Origin of the sequence: Vitreimonas sp. (assembly GCF_036392335.1) — a bacterium.
Lineage (GTDB): Bacteria > Pseudomonadota > Alphaproteobacteria > Caulobacterales > Aquidulcibacteraceae > Vitreimonas.
This window is the reverse complement of record NZ_DASVYD010000069.1, coordinates 46219-71290: the sequence shown is the minus strand read 5'-3', so window position 1 is coordinate 71290 and position 25072 is coordinate 46219. Positions and strand designations below refer to the sequence as shown.

Annotated in this window: 21 protein-coding genes; 9 read left to right on the top strand and 12 right to left on the bottom strand. The window is 60.6% G+C overall.

Annotated features, from left to right (window positions below):
• Positions 1-167 precede the first annotated feature (167 nt).
• The 5 genes from VF769_RS16450 to hxsB all read right to left on the bottom strand — a co-directional run bounded on the left by VF769_RS16450 (position 168) and on the right by hxsB (position 6319).
• Positions 168-1184, bottom strand: a complete 1017-nt coding sequence (locus tag VF769_RS16450; RefSeq protein WP_331009519.1) for a hypothetical protein — start codon at positions 1182-1184, stop codon at positions 168-170.
• Between the two features lie 32 nt (positions 1185-1216).
• Positions 1217-3070, bottom strand: coding sequence for an AAA family ATPase (locus tag VF769_RS16445; RefSeq protein ID WP_331009518.1), 1854 nt, complete (start codon positions 3068-3070; stop codon positions 1217-1219).
• A gap of 120 nt (positions 3071-3190) precedes the next feature.
• Positions 3191-3763, bottom strand: a complete 573-nt coding sequence (locus VF769_RS16440; protein ID WP_331009517.1) for a peptidoglycan-binding domain-containing protein — start codon at positions 3761-3763, stop codon at positions 3191-3193.
• Entirely contained in the window at positions 3750-4817 is a 1068-nt protein-coding gene (gene hxsC / locus VF769_RS16435; RefSeq protein ID WP_331009516.1) for a His-Xaa-Ser system radical SAM maturase HxsC, read from the bottom strand. The genes VF769_RS16440 and hxsC overlap by 14 nt, the downstream gene beginning before the upstream one ends.
• Positions 4818-4882: 65 nt before the next feature.
• On the bottom strand, positions 4883-6319 hold the full coding sequence (gene hxsB / locus VF769_RS16430; RefSeq protein WP_331009515.1) for a His-Xaa-Ser system radical SAM maturase HxsB: 1437 nt from the start codon (positions 6317-6319) through the stop codon (positions 4883-4885).
• Between the two features lie 154 nt (positions 6320-6473).
• Between hxsB and VF769_RS16425 the strand changes: the two genes are divergently transcribed.
• Positions 6474-7469 (top strand): hypothetical protein, encoded by a 996-nt coding sequence (locus VF769_RS16425; protein ID WP_331009514.1) that lies wholly within the window; start codon positions 6474-6476, stop codon positions 7467-7469.
• 338 nt (positions 7470-7807) lie between these two features.
• A complete protein-coding gene (locus VF769_RS16420) occupies positions 7808-8995 on the top strand; it encodes a DUF805 domain-containing protein (protein WP_331009513.1) in 1188 nt (395 codons plus the stop codon).
• Between the two features lie 72 nt (positions 8996-9067).
• Here VF769_RS16420 and VF769_RS16415 read toward each other — a convergent pair whose 3' ends face one another.
• Positions 9068-9880, bottom strand: a complete 813-nt coding sequence (locus VF769_RS16415) for a DUF6602 domain-containing protein (RefSeq protein WP_331009512.1) — start codon at positions 9878-9880, stop codon at positions 9068-9070.
• 168 nt (positions 9881-10048) lie between these two features.
• Between VF769_RS16415 and VF769_RS16410 the strand changes: the two genes are divergently transcribed.
• Positions 10049-10822, top strand: a complete 774-nt coding sequence (locus VF769_RS16410; protein WP_331009511.1) for a DUF6602 domain-containing protein — start codon at positions 10049-10051, stop codon at positions 10820-10822.
• A gap of 114 nt (positions 10823-10936) precedes the next feature.
• On the opposite strand, the gene VF769_RS16405 is transcribed toward VF769_RS16410, so the two are convergent.
• Genes VF769_RS16405 through VF769_RS16395 form a run of 3 tightly spaced genes read right to left on the bottom strand, consistent with a single transcriptional unit; the run spans position 10937 to position 12200 of the window.
• Positions 10937-11497, bottom strand: coding sequence for an RNA polymerase sigma factor (locus VF769_RS16405; RefSeq protein WP_331009510.1), 561 nt, complete (start codon positions 11495-11497; stop codon positions 10937-10939).
• Positions 11494-11928 (bottom strand): periplasmic heavy metal sensor, encoded by a 435-nt coding sequence (locus VF769_RS16400; protein ID WP_331009509.1) that lies wholly within the window; start codon positions 11926-11928, stop codon positions 11494-11496. The genes VF769_RS16405 and VF769_RS16400 overlap by 4 nt, the downstream gene beginning before the upstream one ends.
• Complete coding sequence (locus VF769_RS16395) at positions 11925-12200, bottom strand: hypothetical protein (RefSeq protein WP_331009508.1); 276 nt, start codon at positions 12198-12200, stop codon at positions 11925-11927. Before VF769_RS16395 ends, VF769_RS16400 begins: the two co-directional genes overlap by 4 nt.
• A gap of 118 nt (positions 12201-12318) precedes the next feature.
• Between VF769_RS16395 and VF769_RS16390 the strand changes: the two genes are divergently transcribed.
• From VF769_RS16390 to VF769_RS16380, 3 genes are all read left to right on the top strand, one after another.
• A complete protein-coding gene (locus tag VF769_RS16390; RefSeq protein WP_331009507.1) occupies positions 12319-12801 on the top strand; it encodes a DUF411 domain-containing protein in 483 nt (160 codons plus the stop codon).
• A 14-nt stretch (positions 12802-12815) separates the two neighbouring features.
• Positions 12816-13064: a hypothetical protein gene (locus tag VF769_RS16385; RefSeq protein WP_331009506.1), complete on the top strand. Its 249-nt coding sequence runs from the start codon at positions 12816-12818 to the stop codon at positions 13062-13064.
• A 362-nt stretch (positions 13065-13426) separates the two neighbouring features.
• Positions 13427-14281: a methyltransferase, TIGR04325 family gene (locus VF769_RS16380; protein ID WP_331009505.1), complete on the top strand. Its 855-nt coding sequence runs from the start codon at positions 13427-13429 to the stop codon at positions 14279-14281.
• Between the two features lie 206 nt (positions 14282-14487).
• Here the strand turns inward: VF769_RS16380 and VF769_RS16375 are convergent, their stop codons facing one another.
• Together VF769_RS16375 and VF769_RS16370 are read right to left on the bottom strand one after the other, a co-directional pair.
• On the bottom strand, positions 14488-15948 hold the full coding sequence (locus tag VF769_RS16375; protein ID WP_331009504.1) for an oligosaccharide flippase family protein: 1461 nt from the start codon (positions 15946-15948) through the stop codon (positions 14488-14490).
• A gap of 633 nt (positions 15949-16581) precedes the next feature.
• Positions 16582-17604: a methyltransferase gene (locus VF769_RS16370; RefSeq protein WP_331009503.1), complete on the bottom strand. Its 1023-nt coding sequence runs from the start codon at positions 17602-17604 to the stop codon at positions 16582-16584.
• Positions 17605-18029: 425 nt separating this feature from the next.
• Between VF769_RS16370 and VF769_RS16365 the strand changes: the two genes are divergently transcribed.
• Both VF769_RS16365 and VF769_RS16360 read left to right on the top strand, forming a co-directional pair.
• On the top strand, positions 18030-19049 hold the full coding sequence (locus VF769_RS16365) for a TIR domain-containing protein (RefSeq protein ID WP_331009502.1): 1020 nt from the start codon (positions 18030-18032) through the stop codon (positions 19047-19049).
• A gap of 360 nt (positions 19050-19409) precedes the next feature.
• Entirely contained in the window at positions 19410-22619 is a 3210-nt protein-coding gene (locus VF769_RS16360) for a toll/interleukin-1 receptor domain-containing protein (protein WP_331009501.1), read from the top strand.
• A 150-nt stretch (positions 22620-22769) separates the two neighbouring features.
• Here the strand turns inward: VF769_RS16360 and VF769_RS16355 are convergent, their stop codons facing one another.
• Positions 22770-23786, bottom strand: a complete 1017-nt coding sequence (locus VF769_RS16355; RefSeq protein WP_331009500.1) for a hypothetical protein — start codon at positions 23784-23786, stop codon at positions 22770-22772.
• A gap of 672 nt (positions 23787-24458) precedes the next feature.
• Between VF769_RS16355 and VF769_RS16350 the strand changes: the two genes are divergently transcribed.
• The gene (locus VF769_RS16350; protein WP_331009499.1) at positions 24459-24803 is read left to right on the top strand and encodes a hypothetical protein; all 345 of its coding nucleotides are present in this window, start codon (positions 24459-24461) and stop codon (positions 24801-24803) included.
• Positions 24804-25072 lie beyond the last annotated feature (269 nt).

Here is a 25072-nt window from a genome sequence, read left to right as displayed (position 1 = left end):
AAAGGGCGAGGGCGCGGCTTTTTTCCCTTTCATGGATAGTGGCCGCCGTGGCCGCGCCTGCTCGCGACAAGAAGGCGAGGCAGGTGGAGCGCCCCTCAGTCAGAGGCGAGAATTTTGCCGTCGTCCTTGCTGAGCATTGTGCTTGAACGAGCGCCGCCAGCGCCGCGCTATCTATCGAAATCGGTCCATTGGTGAAATGCGTTTTCGCTATCCCCGTGGCAAATCATTAGCTCGCCTTTCGGCCCGACATTTGCAAACTCGATTCCATCCGCTCTACGCCAGCACATCAAACGCAGTGCAATCCCTCCCTTTGTTATATGAGTTCGAACGGCTTCCGCGCCGTCGCTGCTGCGAACCTCGTTAAAGTTTGCCAAGTCGTACTTTGGGCAGCCGGCGATGATTTTTGCGCATGCTTCGAACGTAGCGCTCGAGTACTTGGCACTTTGATGCGCTTGGTTGCGCTGGAGCGATTCGATAAATCCAGTGCCGATGAAGTGCTTCGTCGCACGCTCCTTCAAACCGCTCTCCGAGCGGATTTGAAGGGCAGCGAGGCTCAGTGCAAGATGTATCCCTGCTGGGCTGGTCGCCGATTGCCAAATATGCAACGGAGAAAGGTGAGACGGCCAGTGAAAATCTGGGCCTACGCACAGTATCGATGCGTGAATGTCTTCGCTCGACGGGCGGGTGCCTGTAGCATCTTCCGTGAGTTCGCGAACTTTTCCTGAAAAGTTTCGCGCTCCAATCACAGAGGGAACGCCGCAGCAAAGAGTCGGGAGCAGCCCTGGGATTTTCTGAAGCCGCGCTACAGTGGCGAATGCATTTGCGGTGAGTTGTGCGAGTTGCTGCTTCTGCGAGGGTAGCGCGGGCGCAATTTCGACGTCGACGGTTTCAGCAACTTCCGCTCCATGCGTTCGAAGTGCAGATGGTGTTTTCTCAAGCAAAGAAGTATAAACTGCAGTTAGGGTCTTGGCGTCATATTTGTGCTCAAGGTTGCAGATCTCTAGCCATGCTTTGAGTTCGCTGCGGGTAGGGTATTCTTGGCGGGAGTAGAGCTCTTGGCTTGCGTTAGAAGCGCGTGTCACCCGTTCTGGACAATGCCGAGCGTGTTCCGTCAACCAAAGGATGCGGCGCAGTATGTCTTCGAGTTCAGAGGGGCCAGCGCTCCCGCCTGGAATGGCGAACATGGCAGTATCAATGTGAATTGCAAGCATCGCTTCTATGTCTCCACGTCGCGCTTGTTTGACGCGGCACGAAGGATCGCTTCAGCTTCGGTTTGCGATTGATCAAAGAAATCTGCTGGCCAATCGAGGATCGCTCCGTATGGACTTATGTCGACACGGCGGCATCTGCTTTCGGACCCGGCTCTTTCAACGAAGAAAATTCTCACGAGATCCGATAATGTAGATCCCTCGGCTTCTGCAATCCGACGCCGAAATCGATCTATCATGTATTCGCTGTGGGTTTCGAGGACGCATTGTTTTCCGAGCAATGCGCTGGCGAAGAAGAAGTCGGCGAGACGTGCTTGAATTTTTGGCTGAAGGTGTAGTTCTGGCTGTTCGAAAATGAGCAAGCTGCCGGGGGGGGCAAGGAGCGACATCACCAAGATCGGAAGAACTTGGCTCACGCCGACGCCGACATTGGTTAAGTCACGCAACTTCTTGCTGCTGTCGGTCTGAACCTGCAATTGATGGCCAAACACCCCTCGCTCACGAGTGACGACGCGAGCGGCGACGCCCATGTAGTCGGACCAAGCGTCGATGGCGTCCTGCAATGTGCCTGTCGTCGTTTTGAATGACTTGGACTCGATCGCTTGCGGCGACATGAATGTCACCAAGCGAAGGCGGTTGAGATCCAGAACTGCGGCAGTGTGCTCCCCGCGATAGCCAACCTCAGTTGTGTCTTCAAGTGCTTCGACTGGATACACGGGACGAGGTTCGTCGCGCAGTGGGCCAAGATAGCGAATCCCGGAGGTCAGGTATCCGCGCATTGTCTGTTCTGCTGCGCGGAGCGTCCTAGGGCTCTCAAGTGCCGATGTGCGCTCTTCCGGTAGCTCGGCCAGCAGGAGTTGTTCAATCTGGGCGCCAAGTTGCGCACTCCGTTGCGCGCGCTCGCGTTCAATTTCTGAAGATCGCATTGGACGCGGACGAACCAGGTGTCGAATAGCATCTCTAAGTACGACAACAGTCGACTGGCCCGACGGGAGTTCGAAGCTTGGCTCCACCTCGCGAGCCCAAGCGGTGACCGTAGCACAGACGGATTCGGGAAGCGGAAAAGAGTCGATCCCTAGGCGTCGCAGCTTATAGGTGTTCAACGTGCTGCCTACGATTGCCCTTGATACCTCGGCCGCCTTCAGCGCCCGTTGATCAAAGTGGACGAGTGCGGTGACTGGCATAAAATGTCGGAGGAAGCCGCCAAGAATTTGCGCGTCCGGTTTGTCCTCCGAAATGTCCGCAACGGAGATGGCGTCGAACTTTACGTCATAGCGCGTTGCTTCTTGGCCCCCAGCTGCAAAGGTAACCGTCTGTTTGTCGGTGTTTGCTCGGGGCTTGTACTCGGAATAGTAGGACGTCTCGTCTCCCTCTCGCGAAACGCAAGACAGCTTTCCCAAACGCAGTGCCGGATAAAGCCTGTCGAGCTCGCGGTATTGGTGCTCGACGCTGCGCGTATCTGCCCGATCGGATTTTCGAATGGTCCATTCGACGTGACCGCTAATCATCTCGACAGACTGCACTAGCGAGTCTCGAAGCCACGATGGCTGCGGCGCATTGGTCGTCTGATCAACCCACTTGGCGGGCTGAGTTTGGTATTCCCAACTGAATGAGATGGGGCCGCCCTTAGTTGAGCTATTTTTTACATCGTCGAAGGTGCCAAGCTTTATTATGGGGCCGTTCAGCACGAGTGTTCGATTTGGGGGACCATACCTGAGGGTTTGTTTGAGCAAGAGCATGCTCTGAACAATGGTGCTCTTGCCGCTGCTATTGGCACCGGTGAATACGTTCACCCCCGAGAGGCCAAGAGTTTGGCTCTTTCCAAACGATTTGAAATTGCGAAGCGTCCACGATTTCAGCATGGGTGATCCGGTTTAGTAGCTTACGCGAGCGTCCCGCGCCGCTGCTGGGTTAATGCCATTGCACTATCGTTGGGAAGCGAGTGGGCGGCCGGCGCTATGCTCGGCGATCGAGTAGGTCCCTCACGGTGTCACGCCCAACCTGCGCACCGTTTCAACATCAAGATAACCGGATACGGTCAGACTGTTCGCGATCTGATACGCGCGCAACGCTTCTTGTGTTCGCGGGCCCAAGTGGCCGTCGGTCGGGCCCGGATCATACCCTTGCATGACGAGCGCGATTTGGACGCGTTGCACGAAATCTCGAATTTCGGGCTGTGTCATCGGGCGCGTTTGAGCGGGATTGCTTGCGAGCGGGCGGCGCGCAGCATCGCCAACATACGCCGGTGGCGGCGGAGGTGGTGGCGGTGCTGTGTAGACGGGCGGCCGATAGCCGCCGCCGCCCGACCCTGAGTAATGCGATCTGTGCGACGAATGCGAACGATGGCTCGAATGGCTGCGGTGGCTTCGGTGTTGTGCGAGTTGCAACAGCGCCGCGTTCTCCGATGGAGACGAGAAGACGAGCAGCGATTGCTGCGATTCGCCTGATGGCGACACTGTGGGGGCAGCGGCCGCAAACGCTTCCTCTGGAATGCCAAGAAGTGCTGCGGCGCTCGTCACGCCAAAGAGCACGGCCAAGCGATCACGCCATTTCATGGGTGAGCTCCTTTATCGAAATCGGGTGTATCGCGCGGCTGCGCCAGTTTTGATCTGCTGAGAGGAAGAAACCGGAGCATTGGTCTATTGCCGCGCAGCTCAGGCAAGCCGGTTCGTCGACGACATTCTTCCAGTCTGAGATGGATTGACGTGCGAACGGCCAAAGAGTCTCGGTCAGTACGCAAAGCGGCAAATTGTAAATCGAGACGTTCATCCCGCGTGACGCCAAATGGTGGACTGATTGCGCGAGGTGTTCCTGGTAATCGACCGGATCAATCCAGAGCTTCTCGCGATTGGCGCGCGCAAACCCCATAGGCTCAAGCCCCATGAATGCAACGTGCTCAACGAACGGCATCCGCCGGTATATGTAGGAGGCGAGCTGCCTGAGCCGCGGCACGCTGAGCGCGTGCAGGACAACGCGGATTTCGACACGCGCCCGGTTGATTGCAAGGTTGTAGAGGCCAGCGAGGGTTTCCTCGAACGCGCCAGGGGCTACGACGATCTCATCGTGTATGTCGGCCACATCGGCGTAGAGTGGAACGGCCCAAACGGTTGCCTGACTTCCCGCCGCTACGAAGGTTTGCGCGAGGTGAGTGTCGGCAAAGCGCCGTCCATTGGTCAGCACGTGGAGGTGAGTGTTGGGGAGTTGAGCGCGACTCTCGATAAGGATTGAAGCGAAGTCTTCGCCCAAAAGGGTGGGCTCGCCACCTGTAAACCCGATCTGTGCTTCGTCTTTGTCAATCAGACGTATGGTTTGGATCAATTCGTTGACCCGCCAGCTGTCATCTTCGTCGCGAGGCGGTTGGGAGCACATGAGGCAGAGCGAGTTGCATCGCTCGGTGACGAACAGCGTGTTGGCCTGAGAACCACGTCGGTAGAGAATTGATATCTGGGACGAGCCTTCACGCACGCGGAGCACATCGCCAATTTCAATCGCATCGGGGTTGCGCAACGCCGAGATGTTGATGCCGTCGCCGGCGAGCCTCTTGTGAGCGCCAACGCCCGTCAGAACGAGACAATCGCCAAATGGACTCCAATCTTCGGGCGCGACCACCTTAAGAATGCGCACATCTCGCACGCCTTGAACCGTCGCGTGCGTGTAGAGTGCCGCTGCGCGTCTCATCGCTCAATCCAACCCGGTTTGATGGCGTTTGGTGACGCACCGAGCGCCCAGGCATGCAGCGTTCGCATCTCAGCCGGTTGGCGTGCCGCGATCATCGAAAAGAGCGTGTCAAAAAGCGTAAGATTGCGCTCGCAAAAGCTCGTGCCAATCCGTGGCGCGTCAGGCTCACCCTGGGCGATCGCATGAAACACAGGGTCGGCGCCGCAATAGGGGACGAAGGCGCATTGTCGGCAATCAGGATGCTCTTCCGCGATGGCGCCACGCGCCAACCAATGCATAGCGGGTGAGGAGAGCAAAGTGTCCAACGAGTCCCGAACGTCGCCGAGACAAAACCGACCATCTCCGGTTTCGGCCGCCATTCGTGCTTCGTCTGTCGGATAGACGCGACCATCGTAGTTGTAGACGAGGACGCCCAGCCCAGCGCCGGCGGGCGAACGTAGGTCAACGTAGCCAGAATGGAAGGGCGTCAGCATGTGACGCAACGCAATCGCGGCTGTGGTTTCCTCAATCTCAACGCCACGCTCGTTGAGTGCCAGAATGTAGCTCAACGCGCGATCATAGAAGCGAGCGAATTCTTCGGTGGAATAGCCCAACCGTCTTTGCGTTTTTTGGGCAAAGCCATAGGGGGCGAGTGGTCGCAAGAAGATCGAGCGAAAGCCAAGCGCGACATAGGTGTCGATAAGCGCTTCCGGCGCATTGAGCATCGCCTTGGTGATCGTGGGAAGCGCGACAATGCCATCTTCGCCGAGGACCTCACGTGCGCGAGCCAATGCATCGACCGTGCGCCGCCAAGAATCTTTGGTCGGGAGGGCACGTTGCGTTGTATGAATCTCGTCGGGACCATCGATCGATGTGGAAAGATGGATGCCGTGATCCTTGCAGAAATGTAGGTCTTCATTGGTGAGGCGATGAAGCGTAGTCGCCATCGTGAAACGAATTGCGCGTTCGTGTCTCTCAGGATGGCCCTGGGCCGCTTCGACAATTTGACGGACGAGATCGAAGCGGAGGGAGGGTTCTCCGCCCTGGAACTCAATGGTGAGGGCGGGAGCGTCGGATTCAAACACGCGATTGAGCGCCTCGATCGCGTTCACCTCCGACATGTCGCGACCGGTCGCATCGAGCGGCGCTCGTGATACCTGGCAATATTGGCAGGCATGGTCGCAGCGCAGCGTAATCACGAAGATATGGAGGGCCGGCCCCTCAAGCAGGAAAGCCTTACGAGTGCGTTTCACGACGTCGGCGAGACCACCTATTGGGCCTGTCGACGTGTGAAGGCCTCGTGCTTGCAGGTCGAAAAATCGTGGGTGCTCACGCGTGAGAGAGCCGATTTCAAGGGCGAGGCGTGTTTCGTCGTCGACCAAGGCAAACTCGCCGAGATCGTTTGTCAGAACGCACACGCCACCGGCGGCGGGAAGTGCACGCGATCTTCGCATTAGCGAAACCGCCCACAGACCCCGCGACCTCGAAAGCTCGCGCCCATCATTTCCTCCCCTCTCCCACTATACACACTCGACATGCAACGCCAAGTGGTGGCGTAATGGTGCTGGAGGACTTGTGGACGTAGCACTGCCCTAGCGGGAGGCTTAGATGCCGGACGAACCCACCAACGAGCCCGGAGCGCAGCCTGATCCTGCGCAACTGCAAGCAGAAGTCGCCGAGCCGGACTCGACGCTGCAAGCGGCGGAAACTCACGAACAGCCTACGCCGCGCCTTGGAGCCACAGCCGATGACAAATTGGAACAGCCGCCCCCACGAGCCGCGTGCAGAGAGCGTGGGCCGGGCACGTTGTCGAATTGGGTGATTGCTTCGGTTTCCGCCGTCGGCGTACTCGTGGCATCCGTGACCGCCTTAGTTATCGGCGTTCAATTGCGTGAAACATGGCGCCAAAACACGCTCGACTACTTACAGGTGAGAAGCCAGGATTTTCTAGAGTTCGAGTATCGGAGCCCTAGCATGGGCTGCCTCTACGATTGGTGGACGCCGCGCCAAAGAGGCGAACTTGACGAAATCTTGCCTCAAGCCGCGCCCGGAACACCCGCCGACCAACAGTGTACGATGCTCTATGGCGATTACGACGAGTACGCTCGCGTGCTCCTCTATGTCGAGGAAACGCTAATGTACTTCGTGGAGGAAGCGCGGGTCGCGTGTGAGGACAACGTCAACTATGGACGCGAGCTTGATATTTGGCGTCAGGACGTGGTGGCGGATTCTTCAGGTATCTTCGGTTATTACATCCTCAGTCGATTTGGTGACCCCGACCTCGGTTATGCGGCGCAACGTGGGGAAGTCCTTACCTCGCAAGAAAACGTCATCCGCTATATCGAACAAGCGCGCTTGTTTGGCATGACCATGGAGCGGCTGTGTGATCGCGCAGACTATTTTCGAAGTCGCATGCGATTTGCAGTTAGGGAAGAGGCTTGGGAAGTCGAGATCTGCGCGAATGCTAGCGAGCAGGAAATCGGAGCGCAGTTTTCACGTGATCCTTTCGACGATCATTACTGCCGTGTTGCGCACTATGTCGTGCCCACCAAAATCGAGGAATTGTTCAATTGGCTGGAGGAGTTGAACAAGAACCTGCCATGAGTAGGAGGCGCATGCGCATTCAACGCGCGGGTGCAGTCAGCGATCTCACTTCGCCGTGCGGATTCTTTCGCCGATAAGGCGCGCACGTGGCATACGATTGGGGGCGATGTCTGCTTTGAGAAATTGCAGGCGCTACGACCGCTCCTGGGATTTTTTCGGTGGGCCCTGGTTCGATCTGTGCGGCAGGTTGCAAATCCAGTATCCCCATTCACGCATTTAGAATGCCCGAAAGAGGGGTGCGGGTGGCCCTAGAGAGAACATTTCGATCGGCCTTCAGTAACCGAGCGCGATTTTTCGCGCAGTGGGGCGTTGCGTCGTTTGCGCTCTGGTTTGCGTTGTTGGCGCTTTACGCTTGGGGACTTGTTGATGTCGTCCGCCACGGGGCCATCCCCGCGGAATCCAAACGGCTGCAGGATCTACTTCTTTGGCCGATCGCCATCGGTTCGGCGGTGACGTTCTTAGCCTCGGCGTTTGAGTTTCTGCGCCGGGTCTACCGTGTCCGCAGATTCCTCATGGAGCGCGGCGGCGTGCAGTTCGCCAATTGGCCGGTAACCGTGATTGCGTTTGGCTTTCCGATCGCCAACTTCTTTGTGCCCTGGAATCGATTGGACGTAATCCGCGAGACGCTCAGGTCGTATCGCGACACCGGGCAATTCGCGCTCGCCTCCGATCCAGAAAAGAAGCTGCGAACCGCGGGGATCATTTGGGGGATAGCGTCCCTCGTGAACATACGCGGGAATATCGAAGACGTGAGTTGGATGACAACGGTTCTGGTCGTGAACCTGGTGTTGGTCGGACTGTCGCTGTGTACGTTCAGCATGGCTGTGCGCTGGTTATCCGAATTGCAGGCCGATTTCGAAGCGGTGGAGGCCGACGCAGGTGGCTCTGCGTCACTCTTCCAAACTGGCAGCGGGCGAGAATTGGCGGGGAAGATGGGAGTCGTGCGGGCAGTCGGTCATGGCTTGGCCAACTTGGCCAACTTCAAAGGGCGCACAAGGCCGGGCAAGTTCTGGCCCTACCTTGCCTTTGTTCTCGTCCTATCCTTCGCGGGCATGGGCGCCATCATGTACCCCGAGATGTCCGCAAGCATGGAGCGGATGCAACGCTTCGCGGAAGAACATCCCGATCAGGCGACCATTCGCCGAGGGCCTGGGTCTTATTCAATCACGATCCACGGACACCATGACGAGCTGATGCCGGACTTTAGCCGTATGATGTCTTTGATCGTCGTGGGTGTTGTTGCAATCATTGTCCTTCTGTCAGCGGCTGTCGTTCGACGCCTTCATGACCGCGGAAAGTCCGGAGCTTGGGGCTTGCTGCCGTTACCCTTCATCGCAATTGCATCGGCCGCAATGCCGGTGCTCTTCAGTCAGTTCGAGGAGGGAGGTACGCCTAATTTGGCTCTGTTCTTCACGCTCTTCATCAACAACGTGCTCTATCTGGCATCCTTGGTCTTCCTTGTCGTGTTGCTCTCGGGTGCGAGCACAAAAGGTGAGAACCGATATGGACCGGAGCCAGGCGCGTAGTTTTCACCGCTGCGGGATTGGGCGCTAACGTCTGCTCACGGGCACAGTCGGCGTTATGACCGCTTGTGGGATTCAAACGCTGAATGATGGGTTCATGCGAACCTGTGCCACGTATGGGATTAGGTCCGCCCACTGACCGGTCGTGTTCGTGCCAGCCTGCGTCAAAAGCAAGAATAGCAAGAGCAGGTTGCCTTCCAACTGGTCCAGCAAAGAATATTGAAGCGTTGAATTTTGCGCGAGCGTCGCATCGCTCAACAAGGAAAGTGGTGAGTTGTCGTACAGAACGCTATGTTTGCCGAGAACGAATACACCTTCCAGGCTCTCACTCAGATGCTGGGCACGCTGGTCGCGAGTTTGTGGAAGGGGCGCATTATTCAAACCGCGAGTTGTTTCGGACTGCTTGATCCACCCGTGTACGGTGGAGGCCTGCGCGGGGCCGTCGTAGGCGACCACGTAACTCAAGATACCTGGCGGCACGTACCCAGAAGTAAACGCTGTGATCAGATTTCGCTGAAGGCGTTTAGCGGTGGACGCCGCGCCGATGGCGTTGTCGATCTCCGCTGCAGTCAGCACGGACTTCACTTCGATCGTCGCCACAACAGATTCGGCCAGGAAGGCGTTAATGCCGCCGCCTAAGTCGATGCGGGGGTAGTCATTCTTGTAGATGACAATGTCGAACTGGTTGCGCTGTTGTCTGGGCTGAGACTGCGCATCGATAATTTCTCCCGTTCCCACTGCTAGCCTGGCGCTGAGGTGTCCCTGAAGGAACTCGCGTATGAATGCTTCACGAGGTGTTCCACGGTGAAGCGTGTGGCCTGCATTTGCGGGAATTTGTGAGATGCTGAGTAGGTGGCGCTCCACCGCGTCTAGGTGCGCTTTTAACATGGCGGCCTCGTTGCCGACTCAGCGGCAGTTGCCGGCAGCTTACAGTGTTTTCGGCGCAGACGGGTCTGAATGTCCGCTATTCGGCGACTCTGCGCTGATGTCTTTTTGTGGGATGAGCCTGACGCTTGTGGGATATCGTGATATGTTGAGCGCTTTGTGGGGCGAGGAATGGTAAGCGAGATATTCCGAGCGGTTCTGGCTACAGCACGCGAACAGTTGTTGCTCGACTATGACAAAACCACCGGCTTCCTTCATAGCGGAATCAAGGGAGACGAGCGCGCGGAGGCTCTCTCGCACTTCCTAAGTTCTCGGCTGCCGCCGGCCTTCGGCGTAACAACGGGCGAGATCATCGACAGGCGCGATCAGCGAAGTGGGCAGCTCGATTTGATCGTCTACGACAAGACCTGCACTCAACCTATTCTCGCCGGGGCAAAGCATACACTTTACCCTTGTGAGGCTGTGTATGCAGTAATCGAGGTAAAATCGATCCTGACGAAGGAGGAATGTCGTAGGTGTCTCTCAGCCGCAAAAAAGGTGAGGGCTCTGAAGCCGTTCGGCAACTCGTTTGTGGATGCGAGGACGATGGGTGCTCCCGCAAGGAGTGAGGGGCACCGTTGCATGTATGTTGTGTTCGCTTACGCAACCGATCTCAAGGAGGCAGATTGGCTGACGCGAGAGTTTGAGCGCATGACCGAGGTTGGGCGCGAGCTTCAGGTTCCCACTTCCACTATTGACCGGCTATTGGTGCTCGATAGAGGATTGGTGAACTTCGTACGTGAACAAGGAAAAGCGGTCGGTGATGAACCCGCCACGCTATTTACGGAGTTCTTCCTTCACCTAGTAAATTTCCTGGAGCGCGAACGGGCGCGGCGCCCCCGTCTTTCTTGGCAAGACTACGCTCTGGAACGTTCCAAAGGATGGAAGACGCTTGGGAATCACTGATTTTTTCCGCTGTCAGCGCCGACCGGAAATCGGGAGTCCGTTATCAGGAGCCGATGCGCTAGAGTCCGCTTCTGGGATTGAACACTCGTAACCTCAGGGCGATGAAGGTTCGCTTCAGTCAGGCGCGACGATTGTCTTGGCGAGCACGCGTCTTGCGCGATGTATTCGCAGCTCCACCGCCTTGGGCGTGAGCCCCAGCGCGTCGCCTATCTCGCGGTGGGAGGCATCGCCAGTGAGCGAAAGCAGCAGGGGCGCCTTAAGTGCATCGGGCAGCGCCGCAATGGCGTGGTCCAGCCGCGCAAGTAATTGCTCGCGATCATCGTCTGCGGCGGCGGGTTGTTCGATCTCAAAGCCGGGCCGATATATGTTCTCGGCCCGGTAGAAGAAGCGACGCACAGCCCGGCGTCTTCGCCAGTCGCGGCACTTGTTTATGGCGATGCGCTTTAGCCAGATTCCAAATGGTCGTCGCCCATCAAATCGCGACAGCGCCCGCCATGCTGCAACGAAGCTTTCTTGCACCAGATCGAGCGCTTCCGCAGGATCGCCCGTATAGGCGCGCACGAGACGGTAGAGACCCTCCTTGTGACGGCGCATAAGCTGGGTGAATGCGCTCTCCTCGCCCGCCAGCGCGGCAGCGGCGAGCGCGGCGTCGCTGCGCTCGTCCGGCTCGCTCATCGCTCTTCGGCGATCAAAGATTCGATGACGGTGGAGTCAAAGACCCTCTGCTGATCCGGCGTGAGCACTTCACGCATAGAAAAGATGTGGCGGATGGTTTCAGACTGAAGTTCTCTCATGGCGCGATGGAAGCGTTCGGTCGCGGCGATGACGCCTGCTCCATAGCCGTGTTCTGTTCGAATAGCTTCCGCGAGGTCGGCGTTGGCTGCGCGCATTTCGAGCTCAAGGGCCTGGCGCCGCGTTGCGAACTCGGCTTCGATACCTTCGATACGACGGGCTTGCTCGGCTGTCAGGTCCAAACGCTCGTGGACGAGGTCATGAAGACTGGGTGTGTTGCGTTGAAACGCGTGCATGCCGAGCCATACCCCGCCAAGCCCCGCAGCGAAGGCGACGAGTGCGGTAACGATCAATCCTGGCCACGAGAGCTTCACGGCTTACCCTCAAGCAGGGTCGAGGGCGCGTAAGGCGGGTGCAATGAGAACGGGGAGGCTTCCACCGGCTGAGCGCCTGCGGCAGCGCCGGCGGCGGCGCCAGCAACCATTATTAAGGCGACGAACGCCGCCCGAACGCTCAGGAGTCCGGCGACGTCCGGCGCGCGCCCGGACCCGATTGCGGCCCACACCCTCGGCTCGATTTGGTTGAGCTCGACTTGGGCGCGGCGCTCACGCCAAGCGGCGAGCAAATCGTCAAGGTTGGTTCGCATTGGCTCTCTCTGCTCCACAGCTTACGCGGGGCTGCTTCCTTTCCCTCAAGCGCGCCGTTGTGGGAAGAGGGAATTGCGGTTGGGGTGCGTATAGCAGGTGCGAGAGCTGGAGCCTGGAATGGGTCAGTTGAGTCGACGCGGAGTGCTGTCGCTTACGGCTGGTGCGGGGGCGGCGCTGTTGACGTCCGTTGCGATGGCGCAACAGGGTCGACACGACATGCATGTGCGCCGCGACGCCGGATGCGGCTGCTGCCTCGCCTGGGTCGAACGCATGCGCAGCAGCGGCCGCTTTATCATCGGCGTGACGAACGACGCGGACATGGACGCTGTGAAAGAGGCCCACGGCGTCCCAGCCGATCTGGCGTCTTGTCACACCGCTACCGTGGCGGGCTTCGTTGTCGAGGGCCACGTTCCCTTGGACGACATAGTACGCCTCATTGAGATGCGGCCATCGGGTGTGCGCGGCATCGCCGTTCCTGGCATGCCGATCGGCTCGCCGGGCATGGAGCGATCAGGCATGGGCCGCCAGGCGTTCGAGGTCATCGCGTTTTCGGGCGACGGCGACAGGTCGGTGTTCGCACGATATCCGGCGCTCGGTTGACGAGGAGTGAGATCATGCAATCGGGTTGGATGGCGGCGTTAGCGTCGTTGGCGGTTTTGGGCGGCTGCGCGCACGGCATGGGCCATGGGATGATGAACCACGACGAGATGATGCGTCATTGCCAAGCGATGCAGGAGCATCATGGCGATGCGGCCCATCATCGAGACCATGACCCGGCGCGGCATGGCGGCATGAGCCATGAGGAGATGATGCGTCATTGCGCCGAAATGCGCGACGGCGAGGCTGCCCCTCATCATCCTTAGTTGACAGAACTCACGCGCGCGCCGCGCGCTGCTTGTTGCTCCAGGGTGCGAGCCGGGCGGAGACTTCTTCAAGCGAAAAGCCCAGAGCTTGCCAACTGAAGCAGGGCAAAATCCTCGCGGTGCGAAAGGGCCGTCACAACCGCGGCCGCCAATACGCCCTCGGACAATGGCCGAACGCGCGAGCGTCGATGTCGCCATCGCCCATGGCGTGTCGGCGCGCGCCCACACCTGGGGCCAGCCTTGTGGAGCGACTCGCCTGACGCGCGCGTGAGCTCTTTTCTGGTTTTGAGGGATTTGGGCTGCTGCTGCGTAGGAGGTCGTGGGCGCCGTCAACTCGCACACGGCGCCCGCTGGGGGCTCAGATGTCGGGCAATGGTACGGGACTGAAGCGCGTGGCGCGCCAGGTTGCGTTGGCGGGGAGGGTGATTGCCGGGCGCATCTACAATTGGCTGCCCACCGAGCCTTATCTCAAGGGCGCTTATCCAACCTATGAAGCGGCGATGGCCAGCCAGCGCAAGGGGCGCCTGGCGGGCTATGATCATCCTGAATTGATGACGGCCGAGCACGTCGAGCTCATGAGCGTCATTCTGTCTTGGGACTATGCAATTCTTTTCTGGCTCGACCGCCTGCTGCCCCGGGTCGATCGCCTGATCGACGCTGGCGGTCATGTGGGCACGAAATATCGAGCTTTCCGGCACGTCCTCGACATCCCGCCCAATTTTGAATGGATCGTGCTTGAGATCCCTTCTGCGGTCGAACAAGGACGGTTGTTGGCCAGACGCGATGGACTGAATTCGCTTCAGTTTGAAACTGAGGCCAGCGCTACGCCGCCTGCCGATCTGCTTTTAGCGTCTGGCTTGCTTCAATATTATCCCGACGCGTTTTCCAAATTGCTTCGTCAATTGCCGAAATTGCCGAGCCATCTGCTGGTCAACAAGGTCGCTTTACGAGACGCCCGACCGGTGTTCACCATGCAACGCATTGGCCCCGCACGGGTGCCGTATCAAATTCGCAATCGCCAAGCCTTTCTCGCCGACGTGCTGAGCCTGGGATACGAGATCGTGCACGAGTGGGACATTCCCCAACTCGCGCACACCATTCCAACCCATCCTGAATTGGGCGCTTCGCACAGCGCGGGCTTTTACTTCCGGCGGACAGGAGCGCCGGCGCCGGGCGCTCGGTTCAGAGAGAGCGCCGGCCCGATCCGCGTGGATTAGTCCATGTCGAACGTCGCCGACAAATTGTACGCGCACGCCTCGGTCTCGGCTCTGATCTGGGGGCGCCGCGATCTTTACGAAGCGCGCTGGCTTATGCCGGCGCCGCCACCGGCTTCGCCAACACCAAGCCTGCCATGCGTTGTCCATCCTTGGGTGACGAATATGAGGACGATGCTGTGCCCATTGTGCGGCATGGGTTTGTGACCTCAGCCCGCTGGTGTTGTCGCCTCGCCGCGCCCGGCTAGTATGGCCCGCAAGAGCGCAAGGCGCTGTGAGAGCCTGCCCCGCTCGGCAAACGCCAGGCCCGCATAAGCGCCGGCAAGCACAATGGCGGCGGCGAGCGTGTACTCCAGAGCGGACGCCGCCCATATTGCGTGGAGCGCCGCTGTCGCCGCCGCCGCGCACATAGCCCAAAGCAGTGGCTGAGCGATGTTGAGAAAGTAATCCTTTGCCGATGCGCCCACGACATCCAGGTAAAGCGGGAAGCGGCGCACGGCGAACAAAAAATAGGAGACAGTGTAGGTGATGGCCACGGCCAGCGCGCTATGCAAAGCGGCCAGCGGAAGAAGCACGACCCACACGATCGCGAACTCAGTCGCCAGCCGCAGGCGCCGCCCGGTAGCGCCGATGGCCAGCAACATCGATCCGCTGATGGCCAGGATGGATTGAAGGCAAACCACCGGCGCAAGCGCTGTGAATATTGGTGCGGCCGGCAACCATTTGCTCGAGAGAAACACTTCAAACAATGCAGCGCTTGTCGTCGCCGCCACAGCCAGCGCAGGGAATACGAGCGCTGCGACGATCCATGTGGCGACCAGGATGAGATCGCGCGTTGCGGCGCGATCCTCACGTATCATCACCATGCGGGTGAAGAGCGCATTCTGCAAAGGAAACGTCAAAAACTGCATCGGCAGAAAGGCAATGCGGCTCGCCAGCGAATACGTTCCGACAGCGCCAGCGCCGATCAGACGGCCAATGATCAAGGGGTCGAGCTGCCGGGAGAAAAAGGTGACAAGGCTGAGCGCGGCCGTGTCTCGACTGAAGCGGATGTGGGGACCGAGAAGGGCGAAATTCAATCGAAGCGCGGGACGAAACTGCGTTGTGCAAATCGTGATCACGGCTTTCAGGAGCCAATAGGTCAATTGCTGGGCGACAAGCGCCCATGCGCCGGCGCCGGCGAAGGCAAACGCCAAAGCGCTCGCGGTGCCGCATATCGACGCTGTGAGTTCCGTGGCCGCGAGCGTACGGAATTGCTCGCGCTGCTGCAGCTCAGCGCTCGGGGTCGCCAGCGCCGCCTGCATCAAGGGGATGGGCGCCAACACCAATATAATGGCGATAAGCCGGGGCTCCTGCAGCAGCCACGCTGAGGGCCAGGCGATGGCGACAAGAAAAACCGAAAGCGCCGCGCCGACCGCTGACAGAAACCAGAATGCGCTGGACCAGGTTGCGTGCTCGCCTCGATCAATGCGCACCAAAGTCTGACCCAGCCCTGCATCGCTAATCGCGGTCGTGAACCAGACAAAGGCGCCGGCCATCGCCACCAGGCCAAATTCCGCCGGGGACAATAAGCGGGCAAGAACAGGGATAGCCACGAAGCTTGACACCGCCTGAATCACACGGGCGGCGGTGAGTGCGGCGACATTGAGCGCGAATTTCCGGAGCGCCAAGCGCTGCCTCCCCAAGAGCGGCGCCGAGTGCTTCCTGCAGCCGGGCGTCGCTATGTCGATACGCTTGGCGCGGCTGCGCGCCAAGTCGTGTCGTTCAAGACCTGAATACGGCAAATGACGCATATCAGGTGAAATTCGAATTGACCGATCGAGAGCCGGGGGGCGCGGCGCGCCATGCGGGCCGGAGGTCGCTCTCGGCGAAGGGCAAGCTGAAACGGCGTGTCGAGCAAGTGGAGGAGAGCATCGGCCGCTGCCCGAACGCACGCGTCGGCGCAGATGTGCAGGAAGGTGAGATCGGTCAGGTTAAGGCTGGGCGCCTCAAGGACAAGATCGCGTCAATGAAGAGCAATTGCTGCGCGCCCGCTTCAAGGCGGCGAAGCCCCAGCCTCTAGCGGCCCTCGGCCCACGCGATAGCGTCAGCGCCAGCTGGAAGCCGTCGAGGGCAGGCAGGGTGGGTGGTCGCCCGCCACACGGCTTCGGCGACGTCGCTCGGGTGCGTCTGATGCTGGGGATCGATGTCGGCGTATTGGCGAAACGCCTGCCCGACGAGTTCGGCGTAAGGCGCGGAAAAGCCGCCTTCACGCTCGATCCGTACGCGCGCACTCTGGGCGAAGGCGGCAGCCCCCGACTTGCTTACTTATACGCCACCGCCGCGCTCGCTGGCCCGGCCAGCGGAATAATCTCGGTGCGCTTGAACCCGGCCGCCTTGCACCAGCGCGTGAAATCGGCGCCGGTGAAGTCGAACGCTTCGCCGAACTCGATCAGCATGTTGAGCGACATCATGAGGCCGAAGGCGTTCTGGCGTCGCGCGTCGTCGATCAGCGATTCCACCGCGATGAACGCGCCGCCTTCGGGCAGCGCCGCGTACGCCTTGCGGATCAGCATCATCTTATTGTCGAGATTCCAGTCGTGCAGGATCATGCCCATGGTGATCACATCCGCCTTGGGCAGGGGATCGGCGAAGAAGTCGATGTCCTTCGTTTGAACCCGATCCGTCAGGCCAAAGCGCGCGATTTTGCGCTGCGCGATGGGGGAGACTTCAGGCAAGTCGGCGCTGATGCAAGCGATGTGCTTGTGGCGCGAGGCCACCATGATCGAGAGCACGCCGGCTGCACCGCCGACATCGCAGAGCGTATTGTACCTGGAGAAGTCGAACTTCTCCGCCAGCGCCATGAAGTTGGCGGTCGAAACGCCGGTCATCGCTTCGATGAATTGCTCGAGCCGCGCCGGATCGGCGTAGAGCTCGCCAAACATCGACTTGCCGCCGTTCTTCATCTCGTTTTGCGGCTTGCCGGTTTTCAGCGCCTCGGTGAGATCGCCCCAGAAGCGGTAGAGCCGCGCATTCGCCATCTCCAGAATGCCGCCGACATAGGAAGCCTTGCTGCGATCGAGAAAAGCCGCTGTCTCCTGCGTGTTGCGATAGCGCGCGCTGGGGCCCTCGCCATCGCGCTCCAGAAAGCCCAGCGCCAGCAAAGTGTCGAAGAAATCCGGATTGGCGCGCGCATGGAGTCCCAGTGCGGCGTTCAGCTCTTCACCGGTCATCGCCTTGTCCGCGAGCGTCGTGAAAAGCCCAAGCTCGACCGCCGACAGCAGCGATTTGGAGGCCCAGAAACCAAGGCCCGTCTGGATGATGCGATCCGGCGTCAGCTCGCTCATGCTTCTCCCCCCAGGCTCAGGGCCGCGAGGCTACGCCAACCCTGGTTCACGCGCAAACGCTGCATCGAAAGCGCGGTTCGTCGACCGCGTGTCGTCACGATTACGCTCATCGATGGAGATGGCGTGAATTCGCGTGACCGCAATCGGCGATTTTCAGAGTTGGATTTCCGCTTTGCGACGTCAAAACCCGAAGGACCGTTATTGGAATTGCTCGCCGCGCGGCTCGTTGAAGTTTCTGAGGCCAGCCCGAAGCGGACGCGCCCGAATGCTTCAGCAAAGAGACAAACCAAGATATCCGCAAGGCACGGAGATAGCGCTCGCGGCCGGTCCTCGATAACATCGCCCAAAGGCGTGGTTGGCAAGCTACCGAACGCCCGATACTCGTCGGGTCGCCGCGCAGCTGGTGGAAGCCGTGAGGGCGAGGCATGGCGGGAGAAGCGATCTTCATCGGCTATCGGCGCGATGACACTGCTGACGTCGCCGGCCGCATCTACGATGCGTTGGAAGCGCGGTTTGGGCGTGAGCGCATTTTCAAGGATGTCGACAGCATTCCGGTTGGTGCAAATTTCCGCAACTACATAAGAGGCATACTGCCACGCTGCCGGGTCGCGTTGATATTGATCGGGCCCAATTGGGTCGACGCGCGGGATGGCTCTCGGCGACTTGATGATCCGGAAGACTTGGTGCGCATCGAGGCAGAGACCGCGTTGGCCACTCCCGATCTGCAGGTCGTGCCAGTGCTCGTCAATGGCGCGCAGATGCCACGCGCGGAATATCTGCCCGATACGCTTCAGCCAATCCTGCACCTCAACGCCGCAATGATCCGACGCGATCCGGACTTCCGAATTGATATCGACCGCCTCGCCGCGGCCTTGCGCGTAAGCATGCGCTCCGGCTCGCTCGATCTCGGCGCCATCGGGAGCGCACGTAAGCCGCTACGAACGCGCCAAACTGGACCGCTTATTCTGTTCGCTGCTGTCGCCATTGTCGCGCTGGCTGTCGCTACGTTCAACACATTGCGCTGGCAGCCCACGCAAGATTCTGAGCCGGCGCAGAGACAATCACCGATGGTGGAGCCCGCGCCTCAGGACGTGGCGCCAGTGGGGGCCGACGCGGCGCTGCCCGGCAATTCCTCGCCGCTATCAGAGCGCGTGCTCATCGGAGACTGGAAGGGATATTGGGACCTCAATTGCGACGAGCTAACATCGAGCCAATTCCCTATCGAAACTCTTATCCAGGTTACACTCGAGTATCAGGGGCGAGCGGCGACTGAGACGCTGACGCGAGGCGATCGAGAAGAAGGAACATGGTCTCTAGAGGGGCGTGAGGTGCGGCTAACCTTCGGGGACCGTACTTGGAGCGGGGTAGGCGACCCGTTTTGCCTCTCAGGCGAAATGCGGTTCACCGGTGGCCAGACTCGTCCGTTCTCGATTGCACGACAGTAACAGCTGGGCGGGCCGCAGTCGGCGATCTTCAGACGTTGGATTTCCGCTTTGCGATCTAAAAACGCGAAGGGCTGTTGTTGAGATGTATCGGATGCCTCTTCGGGGATCGACGTCGATCCTTGGTCATTATGCGGCGCAACGATGGGAAACTGGCGCTATATCTCCCGGTGCAGCGTTGCAGGCGGCTTGGGGATGTAACGAGCGCGCGGTGCTGGCTCATCAGCGCGAGTCTTGGGTCCCACGGGCCTCGGCGGTCGGCGCGTGAAGGGGCTCGCTCGTGGCGGTCACGCCGAACGGGCTCGCATGCTTGCAAGAAGTGAGTGGAGAGTGTTTCCTGCTCCGGCGCCGGTGGGGGAGATTATGCAGGACGGGGTCATTGCCGGGGCTGCGCCGCGCACGCGCGTCTTTATTTCCTATTCCCGCAAGGACCAGGCATTCGTCGATCGTCTTGCCCAAGCGCTTGACGCCAAAGGCTATGACACGCTGCTTGACCGCGAGGATATATCGGGCGGCGAAGCATGGAAGGAACGCCTTGATGCGCTGATCCTGCGCGCCGATGTCGTCGTGTTCGTTGTGTCGCCCGATTCTGTTGCATCACCGATTTGCGGCTGGGAGACTCTGCGCACTGTCGAATTGGGCAAACGGCTCATTCCGCTCTGTTTGAAACGCATCGAAGACGATTTGGTCCCCGCGCAACTGGCGCGGCTCAACTACATTTTTGTCGACGGCGATGCGCCATTCGAGGAGGCCCTTCCGCGGCTCTACGCGGCGTGTGATGTCGACATTGCCTGGGTGCGTGAGCATACACGACTGGTCGAACTCGCGTCGCACTGGAACGCGGAGGGCCGAAAAGACGCTGCGTTGCAGCGAGGCGAAGTGCTCGCGGCGTCTGAAGCGTGGCTCGGTCGGCGTCAGCCGCTCGCGCCAGTCGTGCCAGAGGTTTTGACAGCCTATCTGCAGGCTTCGCGCGCAAGCGAGACCGCCGCGTTTGCGCGCGAGCGTTTGCGTTTGCGCCGCATGCGTCGTCTGCAACTCGGCATCGGGGCGCTCGTCGTGGCCGCCGCCATGATCGTGTTAGTTGCCGGCCTGGGTGCAGCACGGCTGATCTCGGGTCTTGGCGCCCAGCGCGCGGCAACCTTGATGGAGCTGGCAAGGGTTGCCTCGGACCAGGGGCTTTATGATCGCGCCGCGCGCTATGCGCTCGTGGCGCTCGATGGCGCCGATACGCCATTCATCGGCTTTGACGCCAGTGGAGCCGAGGCAGAGCTGCGGCGCGCGGTTGCTGCGTCCTACTCTGCTGGCGTGCATTTGCTTCATGAGGGCCCGGTTAGAGTTGCCGCGTACAGCCCGGACGGTACACGCATCGTGACTGCCTCCGACGATGGCGCGGCGCGCGTGTGGGACGGCGCAACTGGTCGCCTGATCGCAGCTTTGCAGGTCAGTGCCGATGAGGTCGTAGGAGAAGCCGCGTTCAGCGCCGATGGCGCTCGAATTGTCACCACCTCGGGCAACGACGCTGCCCGCGTCTGGGACGCAACGACCGGCCGCCAGCTTGCGGTTTTCCGCGTCGTTGACGGCTTTGTATCTAGCGCCTCATTCAGTCCGGACGGGGCGCGCGTCCTATTCGTGGCGGATGACACGGCGCGGGTCTGGGATCTGGCGAGCAGGCGAGAAATCATCATACTGCGCGGCCACGAGCGGGGCGTGCAGAGCGCTGCGTTCAGTAGCGATGGCCTGCGTATCGTCACAGCCTCCGCAGACGAGACGGCGCGGATTTGGGATGCAGCGAACGGGCGCGAAATCGCAGTGCTGCGCGGCCATGAGCGGCGCGTCTTAAGTGCTGTGTTCAGCCCGGATGGCGCGCGCGTTGTCACCGTGAGCGATGATCGCACGGCGCGATTGTGGAACGCCATGACAGCGCAAGAGATCGCTGTCATCTCTGGAGGCGGTGGCGCTGTTAGAGGCGCGGCGTTCAGCCCCGACAGCGCCCGGCTGGCTACGGCTGCGGACGAAGAAACCTCGCGCGTAAGGGATCGAGCCAGCGGGTTGGAGGAGGTCACGCTCTCGGGAATAGTGCGCGTGTGGGAGGCTGCGAGCGGGGCTGAGGTCGCCGTGTTGCGCGGTCATGAGGACTCGGTGCGGGATCTTGCCTTCAGCCCCGGCGGCGAGCGTATTGTCACTGGATCCCGCGACGGGACGGCTCGCATTTGGGACGCCAGCAATGGTCACGAACTCGCGGCGCTGCGCGGCCATGAAGGTCCCGCAAACGCTGCTGCGTTCAGTCCAAACGGCAGGCGCGTTGTAACAGCGTCCGACGATGGCAGCGTGCGCGTGTGGAGCGCCGCCGCCAATGTGACACGCCGACTCGAAGGACATGCAGGTCGAGTGACGGCCGCGGCGCTGGGTCGGAGCGGAGCGCTGATCGTTACAGCGTCCGAGGATGGCGCAGCCCGCGTGTGGGACGCGGCACGCCGGCGTTCGGTGGCCGTTCTAGCAGGGCATGAGGCGCCCGTTCTGGGCGTGGCCTTCGCCGCCAACGACACCCGCGTGGCGACTTTCTCCGATAACAGCGTGCGCGTGTGGGACGCCGCCAGCGGCCGACAGATTGCGCTTCGGCAGGGCTATGAGGGCGCGGTCCGGGCCTTCAACCCGGACGCGACCCAACTCGCCACCGCCGCCGCCGATGGCGTCGTGCGCTTATTGGACACACAGAGCGGCGAAGAAATCGCTTTGCGCGGACATGGGGGCGAAATTTCAAGCGTCGTGTTCAGCCATGATGCATCGCGAGTTGTAACGACGTCATTCGACCGGACGGCCCGTGTCTGGGATACAGCGAGCGGACGTGAGATCGCTGTTTTGGCTGGCCACACGGACTTCGTTCTCACCGCTGCGGCGAGTGCCAACGGCGCGCTCATCGTCACCGCATCATCTGACAACACGTCGCGGGTCTGGGACGCGGCGAGCGGGCGTGAGATCGCTCGCCTTCGCGGACACGAAGGCGCTGTTTTTAGCGCTGCGTTTAATGCGGATGCATCGCACGTTGTAACCGCGTCCGATGATGGGACCGTCCGGGTGTGGGATAGCACGAACGGACGCCAAATTGCGTCCCTCCGCGGACATGAAGGTCCTGTGCAAAGTGCCGTGTTCGGCGCAAACGGCACGCGCGTGGTGAGCCTGCTCGCACATGATGGGACGATGCGGGTGTGGGACGTGCATAGTGGGCGCGAAGTTGCGGTGCTGCGAGGTCCCGATGGGTTCTTCAGCTCTGTCGACGGGATAGGTCCCGATCTCGCCCGCATCGTTGTTGTATCAGGCGGCGGCGAGGCGCGCATCTGGGAGCTTCATCCGGCGTTATCGGCTGCTCGTCCGCAATTGCGTCGATTGACGTGCTCTAGTGCGCTCTCGGGAGTCGTGGCGAGGTTCTCCGACGGTGATTACCGGGCCGCGCCACTGCTTGATCGCGCGCTGGACGTCGACGCTTGCGCGTCGCCTTCACCGTGGTCGCGGCTTGGCGTCTACCTTGGATTTGCGACCGACGCGCCTAGCGGAGGCGCTTCGCTGGCGCAGTGAGAAGGCTGTGCGAGCTGGCGTCAAGACTACAGGCCAAGATGCTCAATGCGCGGATCAATAAGTGTCCGCTCCTGTCGACAAGCGGACGAGGCCTGTCTGCTTTGCAGTGTTCAAGCGTTAGGTCCGTTGTTGGGATGCAGCCCCCGATCCTCATCGCTCCAGACCCTGACCTCGCCCGAGCGTCGGCGGCTTGATCTGACGGAGCGGGGCCTCGCGCCGTCGCTCCATCTTGAGCCGCTTGCGGATATCGAGATGCATCTCAAGCTCGCTCAACCTGTCGCGCCACGGGGCAGAGAATGTCAGCACGTTGCGCCTTGTCTCGTCGGCCAGGCCAAGCCGCTGTAATTCCCGCGCACGTGCTTTCAGCGCCTTGGTGACGTCCGGATCGCGATCGGGCGCACGCAGCCGGCTTAGCCGCAATTGCCCCTCGGCATCGATCTGCCGCGCAATCAGTGCGTCGAGCCGGGTAGGGCGATGGGCGCGCGCCTCCCGCTCCAGCGCCTCGCGTTCCTGGCTGCGCGCGCGTTCGCCCAGCCGCGCGGTGGCCACTTCGCGTGCGATATAGCGCATGCCGTGCCGGACAAATTCCCGGGGCAGGACGAGGGGACGACCGCCGCGCGCCCGCCCGCGCAGCAGGATGTGGGTGTGGGGATTGTCAGTGTCCCAATGGTCGACCGCGACCCATTCCAATTGCCTGCCGAGCACCGTTTCAGAGCGCTCCATCACTTCGCGCACATAGGGCTTCAGGTCGTTGAGGCGCTCGCCTTCTTCGGCCGAGAGGATGATGCGGAAATGACGCTTGTCCTCGCGGCCCCAGACCTGCGCCCGCGCGCGTCCGTCGACCTGGTCTTCCAGGGCGTCGTAGAACACCGGTCCGCGCTCCTCGCGGGTCAGGTAGCGGGTATGCGCCTCAAGCTCGCTCTCGCGCTTGAGGCGCGCCTGGTCGCGCTCCCGCGCCCGCTCTTGTTCCCGTTCCGGCTCAAGCTCTGGGTCGCGCTGGGCGGCGTCGCGGGCGACGTAGCGCATATGGGCGCCAAGGGCGGCCGCACCGCCGCCGCCATGGCCGAAGAAATGGATCTTCACCACCGCCCGCTGGCGCATGTCGAAGCCGCCGCCGCCCGATGATCGCTTGCTCTCGCCAAAGCCGAAGCGGCGCCGCGCGCCCAAGCGCGCATCGAGACCCTTTGAGAGTTTCGCCGCGCGTTCTTGTTTTCCGCCATGGCCGAAGCGCCCGCGCAATTCGTCATCGCTCCATGCGAGCAGCGGGAGCGCGTCGTTCGACACGTTCGCGGCGAACAATGTGCTGAAACTTGTGACGCTCATCCGACGCTCTCCCTGGCTTCAGAGGTAAATTCGGCGCCGCTTTGTCCGCACCGTGTTCCACATTGTTGCGGGCCCTGTGCACCTTGGTTTTTCACGAGCGCTTTCAAGCGCGTGAGACCGAGCACGCAGTGCGGTTTATCTTGCCTTCACTCCTTCGTCTTTTTCCGCGTTATTCCGCCGATTGCTTTGTTCTTCGCGGGAGCGGGCATGCGCTCGCATGGCGTCGAAATAAGTTGAGGCCCTCGCTGCGCTGACGCCCGAATAACGCGGAAGCGCCTAGCATAACGCGCCCCGGTGCCTGCTCGTTCGATCTGTGGCTAACTGGCCCGTCTCAGATCGGATCAAGGGGACAAGGCCATGCATGCACGATCGGGAAGCGCGCCTGCAAAGACAGATACGCTTCAGCTTAGCATTTTCGATCTGGAGACAGTCGAGCACGATAGGATCGCTGATCCTTCTCAGCATGAGGTCGCTCGCGAGCGGATCGCTAGCAAAGGCTCCAACGCATTAACGCACATGCGCCAGCCAGTTGCGCCAGTTCGCGTGATCACGACCGAGGATCTCCCGGATTATTCCACCGAAGTCATCAAACAAGTGGACCGCTCGATCGCCGCGTTGCCGCCGGAGAAGCTCTGGTTCACCTATCAGGACATTCGTCGCTGCTTCGGCGTCTCACGCGCGACGGTCGCACGGCGGCTGAAGGATGGCGTCGTGCCCGGCGTCCGTTTCCAGCAGGGCCGAATGATAGAGGGCGGGGCCGTCCGGCGTTTGGATCGCGAACAATTAAGGTGGCTGCTGCTCGCGGTGCAGGGCGGACCGCAGAGAACGCAACACGCCCTAGCGGTTTCGTCGCGGCAGTGATATACGATCGCTGATCCCACGCTGCTGCGAATTGAGGTGTCTGAGGCGCAAAAGGTGTCGTTTCCGGCTCCAGGCTGGTCACGGTTTGCGACTGGAACACGAGAACACTTTCAGCGTGTTGGGAATGTTGGGAAATCGCGCTTTGCTTGACTTAAGTAACGCGCGGACAAATCAGCGGATTTTTTATGTGCGCGAGTCACCTAGGCGCACCATCCCTTCATTTGACATTCCCTGCATCCTGACGGCGGACTGGCGCGTATATGGGGCAA